Annotated in this window: 21 protein-coding genes; 7 read left to right on the top strand and 14 right to left on the bottom strand. The window is 63.7% G+C overall.

Going from position 1 to position 15,865, the window contains the following annotated elements; all coding sequences use genetic code 11:
- Positions 1–56: 56 nt before the first annotated feature.
- Genes ATE71_RS06590 through ATE71_RS06620 form a run of 7 tightly spaced genes read right to left on the bottom strand, consistent with a single transcriptional unit; the run spans position 57 to position 4,152 of the window.
- The gene (locus ATE71_RS06590) at positions 57–716 is read right to left on the bottom strand and encodes a flagellar basal body L-ring protein FlgH (RefSeq protein ID WP_058802632.1); all 660 of its coding nucleotides are present in this window, start codon (positions 714–716) and stop codon (positions 57–59) included.
- Entirely contained in the window at positions 697–1,482 is a 786-nt protein-coding gene (flgG, locus tag ATE71_RS06595; protein WP_058802633.1) for a flagellar basal-body rod protein FlgG, read from the bottom strand. The genes ATE71_RS06590 and flgG overlap by 20 nt, the downstream gene beginning before the upstream one ends.
- A 12-nt stretch (positions 1,483–1,494) precedes the next feature.
- Positions 1,495–2,238, bottom strand: coding sequence for a flagellar basal-body rod protein FlgF (gene flgF / locus ATE71_RS06600; RefSeq protein WP_058802634.1), 744 nt, complete (start codon positions 2,236–2,238; stop codon positions 1,495–1,497).
- Positions 2,239–2,273: 35 nt separating this feature from the next.
- Positions 2,274–3,101 (bottom strand): flagellar hook-basal body complex protein, encoded by an 828-nt coding sequence (locus ATE71_RS06605; protein ID WP_058802635.1) that lies wholly within the window; start codon positions 3,099–3,101, stop codon positions 2,274–2,276.
- 4 nt (positions 3,102–3,105) lie between these two features.
- Positions 3,106–3,405, bottom strand: a complete 300-nt coding sequence (locus tag ATE71_RS06610; protein ID WP_058802636.1) for a flagellar hook assembly protein FlgD — start codon at positions 3,403–3,405, stop codon at positions 3,106–3,108.
- A gap of 1 nt (position 3,406) precedes the next feature.
- Positions 3,407–3,811: a flagellar basal body rod protein FlgC gene (gene flgC / locus ATE71_RS06615; protein WP_414892583.1), complete on the bottom strand. Its 405-nt coding sequence runs from the start codon at positions 3,809–3,811 to the stop codon at positions 3,407–3,409.
- Positions 3,812–3,813: 2 nt separating this feature from the next.
- The gene (locus tag ATE71_RS06620) at positions 3,814–4,152 is read right to left on the bottom strand and encodes a flagellar basal body rod protein FlgB (protein WP_058802638.1); all 339 of its coding nucleotides are present in this window, start codon (positions 4,150–4,152) and stop codon (positions 3,814–3,816) included.
- 287 nt (positions 4,153–4,439) lie between these two features.
- On the opposite strand from ATE71_RS06620, the gene ATE71_RS06625 reads away from it, so the two are divergent.
- The 6 genes from ATE71_RS06625 to ATE71_RS06650 all read left to right on the top strand — a co-directional run bounded on the left by ATE71_RS06625 (position 4,440) and on the right by ATE71_RS06650 (position 9,495).
- The gene (locus ATE71_RS06625) at positions 4,440–4,946 is read left to right on the top strand and encodes a flagella basal body P-ring formation protein FlgA (protein WP_058802639.1); all 507 of its coding nucleotides are present in this window, start codon (positions 4,440–4,442) and stop codon (positions 4,944–4,946) included.
- A gap of 190 nt (positions 4,947–5,136) precedes the next feature.
- Complete coding sequence (flgM, locus tag ATE71_RS06630) at positions 5,137–5,436, top strand: flagellar biosynthesis anti-sigma factor FlgM (RefSeq protein WP_058802640.1); 300 nt, start codon at positions 5,137–5,139, stop codon at positions 5,434–5,436.
- Entirely contained in the window at positions 5,433–5,732 is a 300-nt protein-coding gene (locus ATE71_RS06635; protein WP_058802641.1) for a hypothetical protein, read from the top strand. The genes flgM and ATE71_RS06635 overlap by 4 nt, the downstream gene beginning before the upstream one ends.
- A 79-nt stretch (positions 5,733–5,811) precedes the next feature.
- The gene (locus ATE71_RS06640; protein ID WP_058802642.1) at positions 5,812–6,639 is read left to right on the top strand and encodes a transglycosylase SLT domain-containing protein; all 828 of its coding nucleotides are present in this window, start codon (positions 5,812–5,814) and stop codon (positions 6,637–6,639) included.
- On the top strand, positions 6,636–8,759 hold the full coding sequence (gene flhA / locus ATE71_RS06645; RefSeq protein ID WP_058802643.1) for a flagellar biosynthesis protein FlhA: 2,124 nt from the start codon (positions 6,636–6,638) through the stop codon (positions 8,757–8,759). The genes ATE71_RS06640 and flhA overlap by 4 nt, the downstream gene beginning before the upstream one ends.
- Complete coding sequence (locus tag ATE71_RS06650; protein ID WP_058802644.1) at positions 8,749–9,495, top strand: sigma-70 family RNA polymerase sigma factor; 747 nt, start codon at positions 8,749–8,751, stop codon at positions 9,493–9,495. Before flhA ends, ATE71_RS06650 begins: the two co-directional genes overlap by 11 nt.
- Positions 9,496–9,513: 18 nt before the next feature.
- Here ATE71_RS06650 and ATE71_RS06655 read toward each other — a convergent pair whose 3' ends face one another.
- The 7 genes from ATE71_RS06655 to manD all read right to left on the bottom strand — a co-directional run bounded on the left by ATE71_RS06655 (position 9,514) and on the right by manD (position 14,458).
- A complete protein-coding gene (locus ATE71_RS06655) occupies positions 9,514–9,972 on the bottom strand; it encodes a MarR family winged helix-turn-helix transcriptional regulator (RefSeq protein ID WP_235587933.1) in 459 nt (152 codons plus the stop codon).
- 74 nt (positions 9,973–10,046) lie between these two features.
- Complete coding sequence (locus ATE71_RS06660; RefSeq protein ID WP_058802646.1) at positions 10,047–10,460, bottom strand: hypothetical protein; 414 nt, start codon at positions 10,458–10,460, stop codon at positions 10,047–10,049.
- A 24-nt stretch (positions 10,461–10,484) separates the two neighbouring features.
- The gene (locus tag ATE71_RS06665; RefSeq protein WP_058802647.1) at positions 10,485–10,859 is read right to left on the bottom strand and encodes a hypothetical protein; all 375 of its coding nucleotides are present in this window, start codon (positions 10,857–10,859) and stop codon (positions 10,485–10,487) included.
- A gap of 61 nt (positions 10,860–10,920) precedes the next feature.
- Entirely contained in the window at positions 10,921–11,418 is a 498-nt protein-coding gene (locus tag ATE71_RS06670; RefSeq protein WP_235587939.1) for a response regulator transcription factor, read from the bottom strand.
- 173 nt (positions 11,419–11,591) lie between these two features.
- A complete protein-coding gene (locus ATE71_RS06675) occupies positions 11,592–12,317 on the bottom strand; it encodes a FadR/GntR family transcriptional regulator (RefSeq protein ID WP_058802649.1) in 726 nt (241 codons plus the stop codon).
- 33 nt (positions 12,318–12,350) lie between these two features.
- The gene (locus ATE71_RS06680; RefSeq protein ID WP_058802699.1) at positions 12,351–13,247 is read right to left on the bottom strand and encodes a DUF4861 family protein; all 897 of its coding nucleotides are present in this window, start codon (positions 13,245–13,247) and stop codon (positions 12,351–12,353) included.
- Positions 13,247–14,458 (bottom strand): D-mannonate dehydratase ManD, encoded by a 1,212-nt coding sequence (manD, locus tag ATE71_RS06685; protein WP_058802650.1) that lies wholly within the window; start codon positions 14,456–14,458, stop codon positions 13,247–13,249. Before manD ends, ATE71_RS06680 begins: the two co-directional genes overlap by 1 nt.
- Before the next feature lie 128 nt (positions 14,459–14,586).
- Between manD and ATE71_RS06690 the strand changes: the two genes are divergently transcribed.
- Positions 14,587–15,738 (top strand): glycoside hydrolase family 105 protein, encoded by a 1,152-nt coding sequence (locus ATE71_RS06690; protein WP_058802651.1) that lies wholly within the window; start codon positions 14,587–14,589, stop codon positions 15,736–15,738.
- The last annotated feature ends 127 nt before the right edge of the window (positions 15,739–15,865 follow it).

Raw genomic sequence — 15,865 nt, forward strand, 5'->3', positions numbered from 1 at the left:
AGGAGCGCAAACAGAGTGAACAGGGTCGGCCGCTGGGTCACGGAAAATTCCTCGGTTTAGAAGGGGCTGATGATCGAGAAGAAGCGCTGCAACCAGCCTTGCCGGCTCGCGCGGGCGATCTCGCCCTTGCCGACATAGCGAATGTGCGCGTTGGCGACGCGGGTCGACAGGATGCGGTTATCGGGGCTGATGTCGATCGCGCGAACGATGCCGGAGATCTGGACATGCTCGTCGCCGCGATTGAGCGTCAGAAATTTCTCGCCCTTCACCAGCATCGTGCCGTTGGGATAGACGGCGGCAACGGTCACACTGACCTCGCCCGACAGCGCATTCGATTGCGACGCATTGCCCTTGCCGGCAAATTGCTGGCCGCCGCCCATCGCGATATCGCTCGGATTGAACAGCGACAGCGGGCCGGTGGCCGGCGGCGTCAGGCCGACGCTGCCGTCGCGCTGGGTGCCCGCGGCATTGCTTTTGGTCGCCGCGGTGCGTTCGACGAGCTGGATTGTGATAATGTCGCCGATCTGTCCGGCACGCCCACCCGACGTCAGCGGCACGTAGGCGCCCTGAAAGATCGAACCGTTCGCCGGCGGCGGCGCCGGCGGCATCGGCATCGACACCGAAAAGGCATCGGGGGGCAGCTTGTCCTTCGCATGCGCCATGACAGGCGCGAGCGCGAAAGCCAGCATCGCCAGCCTAGAGAGTCTGCGACGCATTTTTCATCATCTCGTCGGTCGCGGAGATCATCTTTGAATTGACCTCATAAGCCCGCTGCGTCTCGATCATGTCGACGAGTTCCTCGACGACATTGACGTTTGATCCCTCGAGCATCCCGCCGCGAAGCGTGCCGCGGCCTTCCTCGCCCGCGCCGCCGACGAGCGGAGCGCCCGATGCCTGCGTCTCGACGAGCATGTTGCCGCCGATCGCCTGCAGCCCCGCGGGATTCGCGAAGCGTGCGATCTCGATCCGGCCGAGTTCGAGCGCGGTGCCGTCGGCGGCGGTCGCCGAGACGGTGCCGTCGAGCCCGATCGTCACATTGCTCGCGTCTTCGGGAATCTGGATCGCGGGGGTCAGCGGTTTGCCGTCGGGGGTCACAATCGTGCCGTCGGGCGAGCGGCCGAAATTGCCCGCGCGGGTGTATCCGATGCGCCCGTCGGGCATTTCGACCTGAAAATAGCCGGCGCCATCGATCGCGACGTCGAGCCCGTTGCCCGTCGTCTGGAACGTGCCCTGCGTATCGATGCGCGCGGTCCCGTTGAGGGCGACACCGGTGCCGAGGTTGAGCCCGGTCGCATAGCGATTCTCCGCAGTCGAAGGCGCGCCCGCCTGCGTCATCATCTGATAGCTCAGCGTTTCGAAGCTGGCGCGGTCGCGCTTGAAGCCCGTGGTGTTCACGTTGGCGAGGTTGTTCGCGATCACCTGCATCCGGAAGCCCTGGGCATCCAGACCGGTCCGCGCGACGTGCAAGGCACCGATACTCATGTCATATTCTCCTTAACGGGGGAGCTGCATCAGGTTGGCGGTCGCGCTGTCCATGTCGCGCACGTCGCCGATCATCTTCAATTGGGTATCCCAGCTGCGGCTCGCTTCGATCATCTCGACGAGCGCGGCGGTCGCGGTGACGTTCGATCCTTCGATCGAGCGGGTCAGCAGCCGCGCCTCGGGGTCGTCGGGCAATATGCCGCCCCCCTTCACGCGGAACAGACCATCGAGCCCCTTGGCGATATCCGACCCCGTCGGGGTCGCGAGGCGGAGCCGGTCGACTTCCTGCGGATTTTCGGCATCGCCGCCCTGCGGCACGATCCACACGCGGCCTTCCTGGTCGATGCTGATCGCGTCGGCGGGCGGGATCGTGACCGGGCCCTGCGTTCCCTGAACGGGATTGCCGTCGCCGGTGGTGAGGAGGCCGCTCGGCGAAAGCTGCAAATCGCCGCGGCGCGTATAGGCCTCTTCACCGTCCTTCGCCTGCACGACGAGCAAGGCATCGCCCTGCATCGCAATATCAAGGTCGCGGCCTGTCTGGGTGACGGTACCGGCGCGCATGTCGGCCCCAAGCACTTCCTCCGATGCCAGCGCACGCGCGTCGAGCCCGCCGCTGTCGAGCCACAAGGACTGCGCGTTGGCGATGTCGGCGCGGAAGCCCGGCGTCTGGGCGTTCGCCAGGTTGTTGGCGATCGCCGTCTGCCGCGACATGCTGCCCCGCATCGCGGCGAGGCTGGTATAGATGAGACGGTCCATCGGAAATCTCCCCGCAGGCAGCAGTCAGCAATGCGTCAGCGCATGCCGATGATCGTCTGGGTCAGCTGCGACGCGCCCTCGATCGCCTTGGCATTGGCCTGAAAATTGCGCTGCGCCGACATCAGCATCACCAGCTCCTCGGTGATGTCGACGTTCGAGCGTTCGAGCGCGCCCGAGCGAATCGCGCCCATCGGACCGTTGGTCGCTGCGTCGATCGTCGGTGCGCCACTTTCGCCCGTCGACTGCCAGTGTGCGTCGCCGGTCGGGCGCAGGCCCGACATGGTGGGAAACGTCGCCATCGCAACCTTGCCGAGCTTCTGGTCTTCGCCGTTCGCGAAGGTCGCGGTGACGAGGCCGTCGAGACCGATCGACACATTGACCAGCGCCGATGTCGGGTCCGACGGCGCGCCCTCGGGCAGGCGAAGGTCGAATGCGCCGGCCAGCGTGTTGTCGGTGACATTGCCGTCGACATCGACGGGCAGCAGCTGCAATTTCGCCCCGGTCGTGTCGATGACATAGCGATCGGGGGTCGGTTCGAACGAGCCGTTGCGCGTGTAGGTCACCTGCTCGCGCGGCGGCTCGCCCTTGACGATGAACATGCCTTCGCCGACGATCGCGAGATCGAGCGTTTTTTCGCTCGCTTCGTACGACCCTTGCGTGAACTGCTGGGTGATGCCGTTGAGGCGCGTGCCCTGGCCCGCGATCGTCTTGGTCGACTGCGTCGGCGACGAAGCAAAAATGTCGCCGAACTGCGCCTTGCTGCGCTTGAAGCCGATCGAGCCGGCGTTGGCGATATTGTTCGAGATGACCGACATGTCGGTCTGCGAGGCTTTGAGGCCCGAAAGCGAAGTGTAAAATGACATGGACTTATCCTTCCTGCGTGGTGGGGGTCGAGGGCGTTGCGGCCTTGATGTCCTGGAGCAGCTGGGTCTGCGCCGCGAGCTGCTCCGAAATCTGGGAAAGCACCGTGTTCGTTTCGCTGATGCCGGCGAGGCTCGAAAATTGCGCCATCTGCGCTACCATCTGCTGGTTATCGACCGGGTTGAACGGGTCCTGTTGCGACAGCTGCGCAGTCATCAGGCGCAGGAAGTCGCTCTGGTCCATCTGCTGGCTGGTGCCTTTTGGGTAGATCACGGGATTGTTGTTGGTGATGCTGTTGACGCTCATCTTACTGTCCCATCCTGAGAGTTTCGTTGATCAGGCTCTTCGCGGTTTCGAGGACCTGGACATTGTTCTGATACTGGCGCGCGGTCTCGACCATCTCGACCATCTCGGCGGCGCTATCGACCGCGGCTTCCCAGACGTTGCCGTCGGCATCGGCGAGCGGGTTCGACGGATCGTGGCGCTTCGACGGCGCCATTTTCGACGTCGTCACCTGATCGACCGCCACGGTCGCGCGACCCTGATCGTCCATCACGGTACGAAAGACAGGTTTGAGCGAACGATAAGCGCCGGCCTCGCTACCCGCGGTGGTTCCCGCATTGGCAAGGTTCGATGCGGTCGCGTTCAGACGGACGAGCTGCGCCGACATCGCGCGACCGCTGATGTCGAAGACGGAGAAATTGCCGTTCATCGTCATTCGCCCTTCAGCGCACGCGTCAGCGTGTTGACGCGACCGTTGAGGAACGCGAGGCTCGAGCGATAGGCGAGCGCGTTTTCGGCATAGGCGGTCTGTTCGGTGGCCATTTCGACGGTGTTCCCGTCGAGCGACGCCTGGACGGGGACGCGATAGGCAATCGCGCCTTCGGTCGATCCGCCCTGCCGGGCGAGATCGAGGGCCTTGGCGAAATCGAGATCACGCGCCTTGTAGCCCGGCGTCGCAGCGTTCGCGATATTCGACGCGAGCATCATCATGCGCTGGCTGCGCAGCTGGAGCGCCGTCGCGTGCAGACCAAAGAGCTTCTCGGATGCCATCTTCTCATTCCTTCCCTTGCCCCCATCCGGCGGCGGGGCCTTTCGCCGGAATCCGGACCGATCGGCCACGGACACGCGGAAACACCAAGGCAGCATGCAATGGGTGTGCCAAACTATATTTTCTCATTATTTTCAGTGTTTTAAATATTGGGTCCGCCGACTAACGGAAACGCTCGTCAAAAAACCGACAAGGGCCCGTTCCGCGCCGCTGAACTGCGCGCCAATCCGCGACTGGCACGCTTCCTGCTTTCCTGCGGGCAACCATTTGGACCGAAGGAGATGGAACCTTGTCGCGCAAATTTCTCGCAAGCCTCGCCGCGATCGGCACATGCCTCGCCGTTCCGGCGCCAGCCCAACAGGCCAATGAGGATTGGCAGACGATCGACGTGCTAACCGCCATGGTCGCCAACGCCCTCGGCCGCAATGCCACCCCGATCGACCGACGCATCAAGCTGGCGCGTTGTCCCGAACAGGCGTCGGTAACCGCCCTCGACGCGCATACGCTCGCCGTCCGCTGCAACTCGCTTGGCTGGCGGTTGCGCGTGCCCATGACCGGTCCGGTCGGCGCGGTACCCACCGCGGCCAGCTTTGCCCGCCCGGTCGCGAGCGCGCCGGTGATTCGCCGCGGCGACAATGTGCGCGTGACGATCGAAACCGAAAGCTTCGCGATCAGCTATTCGGCGATCGCGAACGAGGATGGTCACATCGGCGAGACCATTGTGCTGCGCGGCGACGCAAAATCGATGCTGAGCGCCGTCGTCACCGGCGCGGGTCGTGCCCGCATCGCCGACTGATCGCTGGCTCCGAAAACGCCTGTTTTTTCTGCCCTAACCACCCTCTGGCCCGGTGCTGTCGACTTTCCGGCAGCGCCGGGCCATTGTTTTTCTTTTTTGCGACGATCCGCCTTAATGGCGCGGGCCCGCGTCCGTTAAAGCCTTTGTGAACCGCGCCGTCACTTTTCTGACGGCACCGGATGGAGGCATTATGTCGGGTGACAGCAAGATCGGCCCAATCGGCGGCATCGTCCGCGCGAGCCCGCTCCGCGGCGCGGCCGGCAGCATGGCCGCATCGGCACGCGCTGCCGCGCCGGTGCAGGCGACGCAGGACAACGTCCCGGCCGGCCGCCTAACTCGCCTGGCGGGCAGCCTGGCCAGCGAGTCCCCGCCGGTCGATGTCGCGCGCGTCGCGTTGCTACGTTCGGCGATCGCCAGCGGCAATTATGGCGTCCACCCCGCGATCATCGCGAGCGCCATGCTCGACTTCCACGGCCGCGGGGCCGAATGATGCTCGACGAAGTGCAATCGCGGCTCGACGCGCTCGTCGGCGCGCTCGATGGCCATGACGCCGGCGCCATTATCGCGGCGACCGAAGAACTGGCTACCGCGGTGATCCTGTTTCGCGGCGCGGGGATTCCCGCGGGCAGCGAACATCGCGCACAGCTGCTGATTGGCAAGACGCTCGGACAGCTGGAGGCCGCGGCGATCCGCGTCAACATCCTGAAGGACTGGACGCGTCAGAGGATTGACAGAAATCACGACGTTCGTGGCACCCGGCATCGCGGAGCCGCAATAAGTTACTGATAAAAATGTAATTTATACCGATTAACTGTAAATGGCACGATGATTGCTTTTGGTCTGCTGAACCAGCGGAACCATAGCCATGAACGCAATCAACACCCCCCAGGGCTCGACCCGCATCGCCGCACCCGTGATGGACGCGGTGCAACAGGCGTCGGCGCGCACGGGGATCGATTTCGACTATCTGGTTGATGTCGCACGCGTCGAAAGCGGTTATAATCCGACCGCCAAGGCGCCAACCTCGTCGGCCCGCGGCCTGTATCAATTCACCAAACAGACCTGGCTCGCGACGCTCGATCGGCATGGCGCCGATCATGGCCTCGCCTGGGCCGCCGACGCGATCGGTCGCGACGCGTCGGGGCGGCTGTCGGTCGCCAACCCGGCGCTGCGCCAGCAGATCTTCGATCTGCGCGACGATCCGACCGCATCGTCGAACATGGCGGCGGCGCTGACCGGCGACAACCGCGCCTATCTCGAAAGCCGGATCGGCCGCAGCGCCGAGCCCGTAGATCTCTATCTCGCGCATTTCCTCGGGAGCGGCGGTGCCGCCAAATTCCTGGCAGCGCTCGAAGCCAATCCCGACCAGCCCGGCGCGACGATGATGCCCGAGGCAGCCGCCGCCAACCGCTCGATTTTCTATGCGGCCGACGGCAGCATGCGCAGCCTTGCCGAGATTCGCGAACGCTTCCGTCTGAAACTCGAGGACGGCGGCAAGATCGAAAACATGAAACCCTTCGCGCCCTCCGGCTGGCACGCACAGGCGAGCAGTTCGAGCGGGTTGGCGGGCGCCGGCGGAGGTCGTCCGCCGCTTCAGATGATGGATATTCAGCCTATGCCGAAAAAGCTCTCGATGGGCTTTGCCGCCGATGCCTATCGCCGGCTTGCCTCGCTTTCGGGAGGCGCCGCATGACCGGCGGTTTCAATATGGGCAACGTTGGCCGCGTTGCCGGCGCCTCGGCGCTACCCGCAGGAATGCTGATCCTCGTCGGACTGATGGTGATCCCCGTATCGCCGTTGATCCTCGACATCAGCTTCGTTGCGAACATCATGATCAGCCTCCTGATCCTGATGGTGGCGCTGCAGGCGTCGAAGCCGCTCGATTTTTCCGCCTTTCCGACCGTGCTGTTGCTCGCCACCTTGTTCCGCCTCGCGCTGAACGTCGCGTCGACGCGCGTCGTGCTCGTCCACGGGCACGAAGGCACGGCATCGGCGGGCCATGTGATCGAGGCGTTCGGCCAGGTGCTGATCGGCGGCGACTATATCGTCGGCCTGTTCGTGTTTTTCGTGCTGATGATCATCAACCTGATCGTCATCACCAAGGGCGCGGGCCGCGTGTCCGAGGTGTCGGCGCGCTTCACGCTCGACGCCCTTCCCGGCAAGCAGATGGCGATCGACGCCGACCTGAACGCCGGACTGCTGACCCCCGAAGAAGCCAAGGCGCGCCGCGTCGAAGTCGGGACCGAGGCCGATTTTTACGGTTCGATGGACGGTGCCTCGAAATTCGTAAAGGGGGACGCGGTCGCCGGGTTGCTGATCCTGTTCGTCAACATTGTCGGCGGGCTGATCCTTGGCATCTTCAGCCATGGGCTGAGCTTCTCCGAGGCCGGCAGCACCTATGTCACGCTCGCGATCGGCGATGCGCTCGTCGCGCAGATCCCGGCGCTGCTGCTCTCGATCGCCGCCGCCGCGATCGTCACCCGCGTGTCGTCGCCGTTCGACCTCAGCGGCCAGATCGGCAGCCAGTTTTCCTCGCCCGCGATCTGGTTGGCAGTGAGCGGCATCCTGTTCGTTCTCGGACTGGTCCCAGCCATGCCGCAGATGCTGATCCTGCCCGCCGCCGCGTTGTCATTTACCGTCGGCTGGCAGCTTCGCCGCGCCGCCGCCGCCGTCGCCGCCACGCCCGAACCGGCTGTTCCCGCTCCCGACCCGTCGCTGATCCAATGGTCGGACGTCAGCGATGCGAGCGCGTGCCAGCTCGAAATCGGCTATGCGCTCGTCGCCCTTGTGGACGAACGCAAGGGCTCGCCGCTCATGACGCGGATCACGGGCATCCGCCGGCAATTGTCGAAGGAACTCGGCTTCGTCGTGCCGCCGGTGAAGGTCACCGACGATCTGTCGCTGCCCGGCAATGTCTATCGCATTTCGGTCGCCGGGGTGATCGTCGGCGAGGACGAGGTTTTCCCCAACGAAATGCTCGCGCTCGATTCGGGCGACCTCGTCACCAAGGTGACGGGCCGGGCATGCAAGGACCCGACCTTCGGACTTGACGCGCTGTGGATTCCGAAAGCCATGCAGAATGACGCGATCGCGGCGGGCTATACCGTGGTCGATCCCGCCACGGTCGTCGCGACGCACCTTAACAACAGCATCGTCGCCTCTGCCGCCGAACTGTTCGGCATCGACGATGCCCAGGCGCTGCTCGACAATCTCAAGACGCATTATCCGCAACTCGCACAGAATCTCAGTCCGCAAGGCTATGCGCTGCCGCGCGTCGCGAGCCTGTGCAAATCGCTGCTTATCGAGCGCGTGCCCTTGCGCGATTTCCGCAAGATCGCCGAGGCGATGGTCGCGCTGTCGAGCCAGCAACTCGGCGAGATCGACCTCGTCGAAGCAGTACGCCAGCGTATCGGGGCGCTGATTGTGCAGACGATCGTGCCTAGCCGGATGCCGCTGCCGGTCGTCACCTTCAGCCCCGAAATCGAGATGCTGCTGAACCAGTCGGTGCGCGCCAACCCAGGCGCCGAATGGCCGTTCGAGCATGGCATGGCGATGAAGATCATCGAACAGGTTGGCCAGGCCGTCGAGCCCCTGCTTCTGCAGACGCGCAGCTTTGCGCTCGTCGCTTCGCCGATATGCCGTTCGGCGCTGTCGCGGCTCGTGCGCGCGACATTCCCCGACGTCGCCGTGATTTCCTACCTCGAAATTCCGGCCACCAAGCAAACCGAGATTGTCGCGACGATCGGCGCCGAAATGCCGCGCCTCGCGAACGGGCCAGAGGCCCATATGGAGGACCAACCGCATGAGAATTGAGCCCGCCGAGCAATTTGCCGGGGTCGCCGGCCGCGCGCCGCGTCCGCATCGCTATGGCGAAAGCGTCGAGGTGCTGGTCGAGGAATATTCGCCGCTGGTCCGCAAGATCGCCTGGCAGGTCTTCTCGCGCGTCTCGCGGACAAGCGAACTCGACGACCTGATCCAGACTGGGCTGATTGCGCTGATCGAGGCCAGCCGTCACTATGAGGAGCGCGGCTTCGCCTTTGCGACCTATGCCACGACGCGTATCCGCGGCGCGATGATCGATCAGCTCCGCCGCGAAGCCGATGTCGGCCGGTCGGCGATGGTGGCGGCGAAACGCCTGGCCGCGACGCGCGGCGCGCTCGAACAGCAATTGATGCGGGCGCCGACCGCCTCGGAAATGGCCGAAGCGCTTGAGATGCAGCCCGAAGAATATTTCGCGTTCGAACGCAATGCAACGCATGGCCGGTCGACATCGCTCGACGAACTGACCGACGTCGGGGCCTTTCTCGCAGCGGACGAAAGCATCGGCGCCGGTGAGAAATGCGAACAGGAGGATTTGATGGGCGCGCTGCGCCAGTGCGTCGCGCACCTATCGGAGCGCGAGCAGATGGTGTTACAGCTCTATTTTTTCGAAGAACTGAACTTGCACGAAATCGGACTGACGCTCGACGTCAGCGCCGCGCGCATCTGTCAGATCAAGCGCGAGGCGATGGCGAAAGTCGACCGGATGATGCGGTCGATGACCGAATAGAGGGTGCGGCCAAGGGGATCAGGCCGCCAGCGGCCGGCTGTTTTGCCACGCCGCATCGATTTTTTCGAAATAGCTTGCCATGCGTTCGATCCCGTCGTCGGTCAGCCGGACGATTGTGCGGCGCCGGTCGCGTTCGTCGATCGAGCGGCGCACGAGGCCGAGCCGTTCGAGCGCAGCAATCATGCGAAGTCCCGACGACAGAGGGACTGCGGCCCCCGTCGCAAGGTCGCTTGCGCTGAGCGAACGGCCGTGGGTATTCGCCAGCATCAGGTCGAGCATCATGTCCCACACTGGCCCAGACAATTCGGCGCTGCCGAAATGGCTGCGGCGCATTCGCCGCATCTGGATGCTGAACGACACCTGATCGAGCAACGCCGGCTTGGGCGATGCGTCGCCCTGGGCCGCCGCTGCAGGGCGCGGGGCGGCCGGCGGTACGGCATCGCCGCGGCTCGCCAGCAGGTCGTGGATCTGATCCACGCGCGATTTCAGTTCGGCAATTTCTTGGTTCGAAAATTGCTGCATGTGACGATGCCCCCAAGGAGAGCCACGCACTAGGCCGCAATATCCTTCTGACGGCTGGACGATCCCGACGCATAGATGATCAGCAACAGGATCGGATAGGATATATAAACTGAAAGGAGCGAATAGGGCCGCGCCAATATCTCCGAGAACATATATTTCTGGATATGGCCGAAAATGGCGATGAGCTGCCATCCGGTAATCCAGTAAGGCCAGAAACTCTGCGTCTTCAGGGCGATGAACCAGAAGCTCAGCAGGACCAGCAAGTCGATGACGAAGATATTCAGTTCAATATCGGTCCAGGTCGGAAAAGGATTTACGGCGCTGGTTAGGATCGAGGCGATCAGGGCGGTGTAGGCCGCCCACCGCTCCAAGGGGCCGCCGCGCTTGATCGCGACGGCCACCGTGATGAGCAGTACGAAATAATAGATCGCCACGGACCACATGTGGCTGTCAACCTTTCCCGACGATCAAGAGGCCTGCGCCAATGGCAGGGCGGCGACGGCGGCGTCCGACTGGTCATTGCTGCCTTCGTCGAGCTTTGCCGCCGGCTTGACGCCCGCGCCGAACATCCGCGTGCCGAGCCCGACTTCCTTCTGGGTAACCGTCAGCGCAAGATGCGCATCGGTCAGCAACTGGCGTACTTCCCCGGCAGCCGCCAGCGCATGCGCGACCTTGGCCATAGCGTCCTGGCCGACGATGGCGGACATGTTCGTCTCGCGGCGCGCAGTCGGCAGCGTGGCGGCAAGCTGGGCGATACGGATCATAGCCTCGTCGATGGCATCTTCGGCCAGATGAAGGTCGGAGGCGATCTTCTTCGCCGCAGAAACTCGTTGATTCAGCATCTTCTTTTTCCTTGAAAAAGAATGCTACCGGTTTCCCCCCCGCAGCATTCGGTTCGAACATTCAGGTCATGACACGACCGAGTCCGACAAGGATCGAATAGAGGGCGGAAAAAGCCAAAATCGTCGCAAACGCGATCAGGATCGGCCAGATTATCCTTTCCATCAACCCATGCCGGTTGGCCGGCTGGGACGCGGTAGGAAATGGCGAACCGATATCGAAAAGCCGCCGAAACGAACTGCGCCCCGGCTCGGCATCGTCGGCGGGGGACAGGTCGCCTAGGTCGATCAATTGATATGTCAAAGGCTGATAAGGGGTAACATGATCGAAGACACCGTTAATCGCCAAGATTCGGGCCGCCTCTATCCTGTTGGAAACATTGAGTTTTTTTAGCACGCGTCGCACGCGCTCATCCACCGTATGCGGCGAAACATTCATCAGGCGCGCGATTTGCTTGGAATTTTTGTGTTCGTAAACATGCCGCAGCGTTTCGATCTGCGCCGCCGACAGCAGGCTCATGTAATTGTCGGGGTCGCCTTGCACGCCGTTGGAATAGAGCATCACGAGTCGAAATCAAGCAGCCGGCCGGGTGATTCGCGAGCGGTTACGAACTTCGGGCTTTGAGAAAATCCTTAAAAAACAAATCTATAAATCATTTTGCGTTGGAGCATGCCGGTGAGCAAAAATTTTTCTCGAGACGCGTCGATTCGCGGGACACTTAGCTCGCTAAGGCTCTAGCCCGTAGGCACGCCGCCGCCGCTTTCCTTGAGCGTGCGATAGCGCCGGATCGACTTTTCGATATGGCGGCGCGCCGCCCGCCGCGCAGCGCCAGGGTCGCCGGCCTCGATCGCAATGACGATCGCCTCATGGTCGCGGTTGATCGTATGCGCGTAGCGCTGGTGTCGCACCGGATCGTCGCCCTGGAGGTAGAGCCGCCGCGACGGCACGAGCCGGACGCCGAGAAATTGAGTGAAGCGCAGGAAATAGGGATTGCCCGTCGCGCTGGCGATCGCGGCATGGAAAGCCGCATCGGCAGCCACCGACGCATCGACATCGCGGCTTTCCTCCATCGCGGCGAGCGTGCGCCGCAATTGGGCGAGGTCGGCCTCGGTCCGCCGCCGTGCCGCGAGGTCGGCCATCTCGGCCTCGAACCCCATGCGCATTTCGAGCAGCTTCAGCACGTCGTCGATTTCGCCGACTTCCTCGGCGGTCACCTGAAAGGCGCGATATTGCGCGCCGTCGGGAACATAGGCGCCCGACCCGCGCCGCGACACCAGCAGGCCGCGCGCCGCGAGCCGCGAATAGGCCTCGCGCACGACGGTCCGGCTGACGCCGAAGGCCTCGGTGATTTCTTTTTCCGTCGGGAAGCGCGATCCGACGGGCATTTCGCCCGTTTCGATCTGCTCCTCGAAGCGCTGGACCAGATCGTCGGCCAGCGATGCCGCCTTGGTTACCGCCATGGACTGTGCGTTATCATCGCGCTGCGACACTGGCTAGGGTCGGAAATCGGGGCGCTGCGCATCGACATAGCTATTCCAGGCGTCCTGCGTCGCGAAATTGCCGCCAAGCGCCCAGGCTGCGCCGCTATAATAGACGAAGGGGCGCCCGGGCTGCACGCGGACGAGGATCAGATAATTGTCGGCATCCTCGACAAACCCCGCAAAAGCGGCGGGATCGACGATCACCGCCGCCGCCATCCGGCCCTTTTCGCCGTCAGCAGGGCCCCACCAGCTCAAACGCGCGGTCGCGCGATCCTTACGCACCTCGCCCAGCTTACCGCCGCCGATCGGGCGTTTCGAGATGCCGATCCCGACGATCAGTTCGGCATCGCTGCTCGACGCGATGGTCGAGCTCATCCGCGTGAAATTCGTTCCCGCAGGCAGGGTGAAGCGCCGCGTCTCGCGCACCGTGCGCAGCGTGTCGACGGGCCAGGGATCGTAATCGACAGTGAAGTCGGCGACGTCGGGCCCCGATTGCAGGATGCGGGGGCGGACATAGTTGCGCGAGGTCCAGAGCTTGTTGTCGTACCAGACGCCGAGCCCACCCGTGCCGCGTCCGGTGCCGACATTATAGAAATCGACCCCCTCGCCATGGTCGGCATGCTGATCGCCGGTGCGCAGCTGGCGGTCCATGAAGGGCCAGCGCACGCGTTTGCCCCACGCGTCGATCCCCGACGACGAGGGCGGCTCGGCCTCCTCGAGCGCGCGGCCATAGATGCGGTGCGCGATCCGGTCATTCTCCCACAGAAGATCGTCGAAGCGATAGTCGGCGATCGCGACCGCGGTGCGCGCTTTCCGTTCTTCGGGCGTCGCCGGACGGAGCGGCGCATGTTCCCGCCCGGCCGCCATCGGCGCGGATAGCAGGACGAGCGCGAGGAAGGCCGAACGCATCACCAGCTCCACATCGTCCCGTCCTCGAGCCGGTTCACCGGCAGATAGGCACGGGTATAGGGAAAGGTTTCGGCGAGCGCCTCGTCGATATCGACGCCGAGGCCGGGCGCGTCTCCGGGATGGAGCATGCCGTCGGCGAAGCGCCAGGCGTGCGGGAAAACTGCATCGGTCTCGGTCGTGTGGCGCATATATTCCTGGACCCCGAAATTGGGGATCGACAGCCCGAGGTGCAGCGCCGCCGCCATCGTCACCGGCGATAGATCGGTTGCGCCGTGGCAACCCGTCCGCACCTGATAAAGGTCGGCGAACGAAGCGATCTGACGCATATGGGTAATTCCCCCGGCATGGAGCACCGTGGCGCGGATATAGTCGATCAGGCGGTCTTCGATCAGCGCCTTGCAATCCCACACCGACGAGAAAATCTCGCCGACCGCGAGTGGTGTCGTCGTATGCTGGCGGATCAGGCGAAAGGCGTCCTGGTCCTCGGCCGGGGTCGCATCCTCAATCCAGAAGGGACGATAGGGCTCAAGGTCCTTGCCGAGCCGAGCCGCCTCGATCGGGGTCAGCCGGTGGTGGATGTCGTGAAGCAGATGGACGTCCCAGCCGAGCGCATCGCGCGCCGCGGCGAAGAGTTCGGGCACGACGCGCATATATTTCGACGTCGACCAAACATTCTCGGTCGGCAAGTCATTGTCGGCAGGCTCATAGAAATAGCGATCCTTGCTGACGCCATAGGTGGACGCCATTCCAGGCACGCCGCATTGCAAGCGGATCGCCTTATATCCCTGCGCCTGGTAATCGAGCGCTGCCTCGATCGTATTCTCGATCGTCGCGCCATTCGCATGACCATAAGCCATGCAACCTTCGCGCGCCGCGCCGCCAAGCAGCTGGTACACCGGCAGGCCCGCGATTTTGCCCTTGATATCCCACAGCGCCATGTCGACCGCCGCGATCGCCGCCATCGTCACCGGGCCGCGCCGCCAATAGGCGCCCTTGTAGAGATATTGCCAGACATCCTCGATCCGATGCGCGTCGCGCCCGATCAGGCAGGGGATGACATGTTCGGACAAATAGGCCGCGACCGCGAGCTCGCGACCGTTGAGGGTCGCGTCGCCGACGCCGGTCGTCCCGTCGTCGCACTCGATCTTCAGCGTCGTGAAATTGCGGCCCGGCGAGGTCAATATCACCCGGGCTGACACGATCTTCGGCATTCCGTCCCCTCATCGCCATTCGGACTAGTTGTGTGACAACATTATTGACACTTGCGCCAAAAAGAAAGAGGTATGTCACCGGTGTCAGGGCGAAAAGCCAAGCCTGCTTGAGAGGGAGAGGATATGCCATGTCGCTGAGCCTGTTTTCGTTTGTGATGGCCGCTCCCGCGGCGATGGCGGCGCCCGCCCAGGCCACGATGCCGCAGCCCGCCGCGATCCTCGCCGACACGCGCCGCGTCGCCGACTGGCAGCTCGCGAACCGGACCAACTGGGCGACGATGCCCGCGGCACGCAAGAGCGTGCAGGAGGTGCGGGACTGGCAGCAGGCTACTTTCTGGGTCGCGCTGACCGAGCTCGCGAACCGCGACAGGACCTATTCGAAATCGCTGCTCGACCTCGGCCGCACCGAGAAGTGGCAGATGGGCGACCTGCCCTTTCACGCCGACGACCAGCTGATTGGGCAGGCGTGGCTATGGGCGGCGCAGAATGGCGAGGGCAAGAAAGCGATCGCGCCGATGCGCGCCTATTTCGACCATGTCCTCGCCAACCGACCGATGATCGGGCTCGAATTCATCCCCGTCGCGCCCGGCAAGGGCACGTCGGCATGCACCGACCGCTGGTGCTGGTGCGACGCGCTGTTCATGGCACCGCCGACGATGTTCCGTCTCGCCAAGGCGACGGGCGACAAGCGCTATGCCGACTTCGTCCACGAGGAGTGGAAAGCGACGACCGACTATCTGTTCGACCCGTCCGAGCAGCTCTATTTTCGCGACAGCCGCTTTTTCAACATGCGCGACGCCAAGGGACGCAAGCTGTTCTGGAGCCGCGGCAACGGCTGGGTGATGGGGGGGCTCGTGCGCGTATTGCAAGTGCTGGGCAAAGGCGACCCGCAGCGCCCCTATTATGAGAGATTGTTCAAGGACATGTCGGCGAAGCTCGTGACGCTGCAAAAGGCTGACGGCTATTGGCCCGCGTCGCTGCTCGACCAGGACCCGGGCACGCCGCCCGAATCGAGCGGCACCGCCTTCTTCACCTATGCCTTTGCGTGGGGCGTCGACAACGGCCTGCTCGACCGCGCGACCTATGAGCCAGCCGCGGTGCGCGGCTGGACCGCACTCGGCCAGGCGGTGCAGCCCGACGGCATGCTCGGCTGGGTGCAACAGGTCGGCGACCGCCCCGACAGCGTCTCGGCCACGGAGACGCAATTCTATGGATCGGGCGCCTATCTGCTCGCCGGCACCGCGATGTACGATCTGGCAATGAAGCGCAGAAATCCTTGATCATTTGTGGCTTCCATCGGACCCGGCCGCTCCGCCAAGCGAGCGATTGACTTCCATTTCTTAAGTTGTAATACATCTTATAAGTTGTATGATAATTTGAATTGACACCGGTATCAATCGGGTCCGC

It is taken from the genome of Sphingopyxis sp. H115 (assembly GCF_001468465.1).
Classification (GTDB): domain Bacteria; phylum Pseudomonadota; class Alphaproteobacteria; order Sphingomonadales; family Sphingomonadaceae; genus Sphingopyxis.

Bases quoted from the DNA above. Each gene is read 5' to 3' on its own strand.
- ATE71_RS06660 (WP_058802646.1), bottom strand. From the start codon at position 10,460: ATGTGGTCCGTGGCGATCTATTATTTCGTACTGCTCATCACGGTGGCC.
- flhA (WP_058802643.1), top strand. From the start codon at position 6,636: ATGACCGGCGGTTTCAATATGGGCAACGTTGGCCGCGTTGCCGGCGCC.
- ATE71_RS06635 (WP_058802641.1), top strand. From the start codon at position 5,433: ATGATGCTCGACGAAGTGCAATCGCGGCTCGACGCGCTCGTCGGCGCG.
- ATE71_RS06650 (WP_058802644.1), top strand. From the start codon at position 8,749: ATGAGAATTGAGCCCGCCGAGCAATTTGCCGGGGTCGCCGGCCGCGCG.
- manD (WP_058802650.1), bottom strand. From the start codon at position 14,458: ATGCCGAAGATCGTGTCAGCCCGGGTGATATTGACCTCGCCGGGCCGC.
- ATE71_RS06675 (WP_058802649.1), bottom strand. From the start codon at position 12,317: ATGGCGGTAACCAAGGCGGCATCGCTGGCCGACGATCTGGTCCAGCGC.
- ATE71_RS06680 (WP_058802699.1), bottom strand. From the start codon at position 13,247: ATGCGTTCGGCCTTCCTCGCGCTCGTCCTGCTATCCGCGCCGATGGCG.
- flgG (WP_058802633.1), bottom strand. From the start codon at position 1,482: ATGAGTATCGGTGCCTTGCACGTCGCGCGGACCGGTCTGGATGCCCAG.
- flgF (WP_058802634.1), bottom strand. From the start codon at position 2,238: ATGGACCGTCTCATCTATACCAGCCTCGCCGCGATGCGGGGCAGCATG.
- ATE71_RS06590 (WP_058802632.1), bottom strand. From the start codon at position 716: ATGCGTCGCAGACTCTCTAGGCTGGCGATGCTGGCTTTCGCGCTCGCG.
- ATE71_RS06665 (WP_058802647.1), bottom strand. From the start codon at position 10,859: ATGCTGAATCAACGAGTTTCTGCGGCGAAGAAGATCGCCTCCGACCTT.
- ATE71_RS06640 (WP_058802642.1), top strand. From the start codon at position 5,812: ATGAACGCAATCAACACCCCCCAGGGCTCGACCCGCATCGCCGCACCC.
- flgC (WP_414892583.1), bottom strand. From the start codon at position 3,811: ATGAACGGCAATTTCTCCGTCTTCGACATCAGCGGTCGCGCGATGTCG.
- ATE71_RS06605 (WP_058802635.1), bottom strand. From the start codon at position 3,101: ATGTCATTTTACACTTCGCTTTCGGGCCTCAAAGCCTCGCAGACCGAC.
- ATE71_RS06690 (WP_058802651.1), top strand. From the start codon at position 14,587: ATGTCGCTGAGCCTGTTTTCGTTTGTGATGGCCGCTCCCGCGGCGATG.
- ATE71_RS06620 (WP_058802638.1), bottom strand. From the start codon at position 4,152: ATGGCATCCGAGAAGCTCTTTGGTCTGCACGCGACGGCGCTCCAGCTG.
- ATE71_RS06610 (WP_058802636.1), bottom strand. From the start codon at position 3,405: ATGAGCGTCAACAGCATCACCAACAACAATCCCGTGATCTACCCAAAA.
- flgM (WP_058802640.1), top strand. From the start codon at position 5,137: ATGTCGGGTGACAGCAAGATCGGCCCAATCGGCGGCATCGTCCGCGCG.
- ATE71_RS06670 (WP_235587939.1), bottom strand. From the start codon at position 11,418: ATGCTCTATTCCAACGGCGTGCAAGGCGACCCCGACAATTACATGAGC.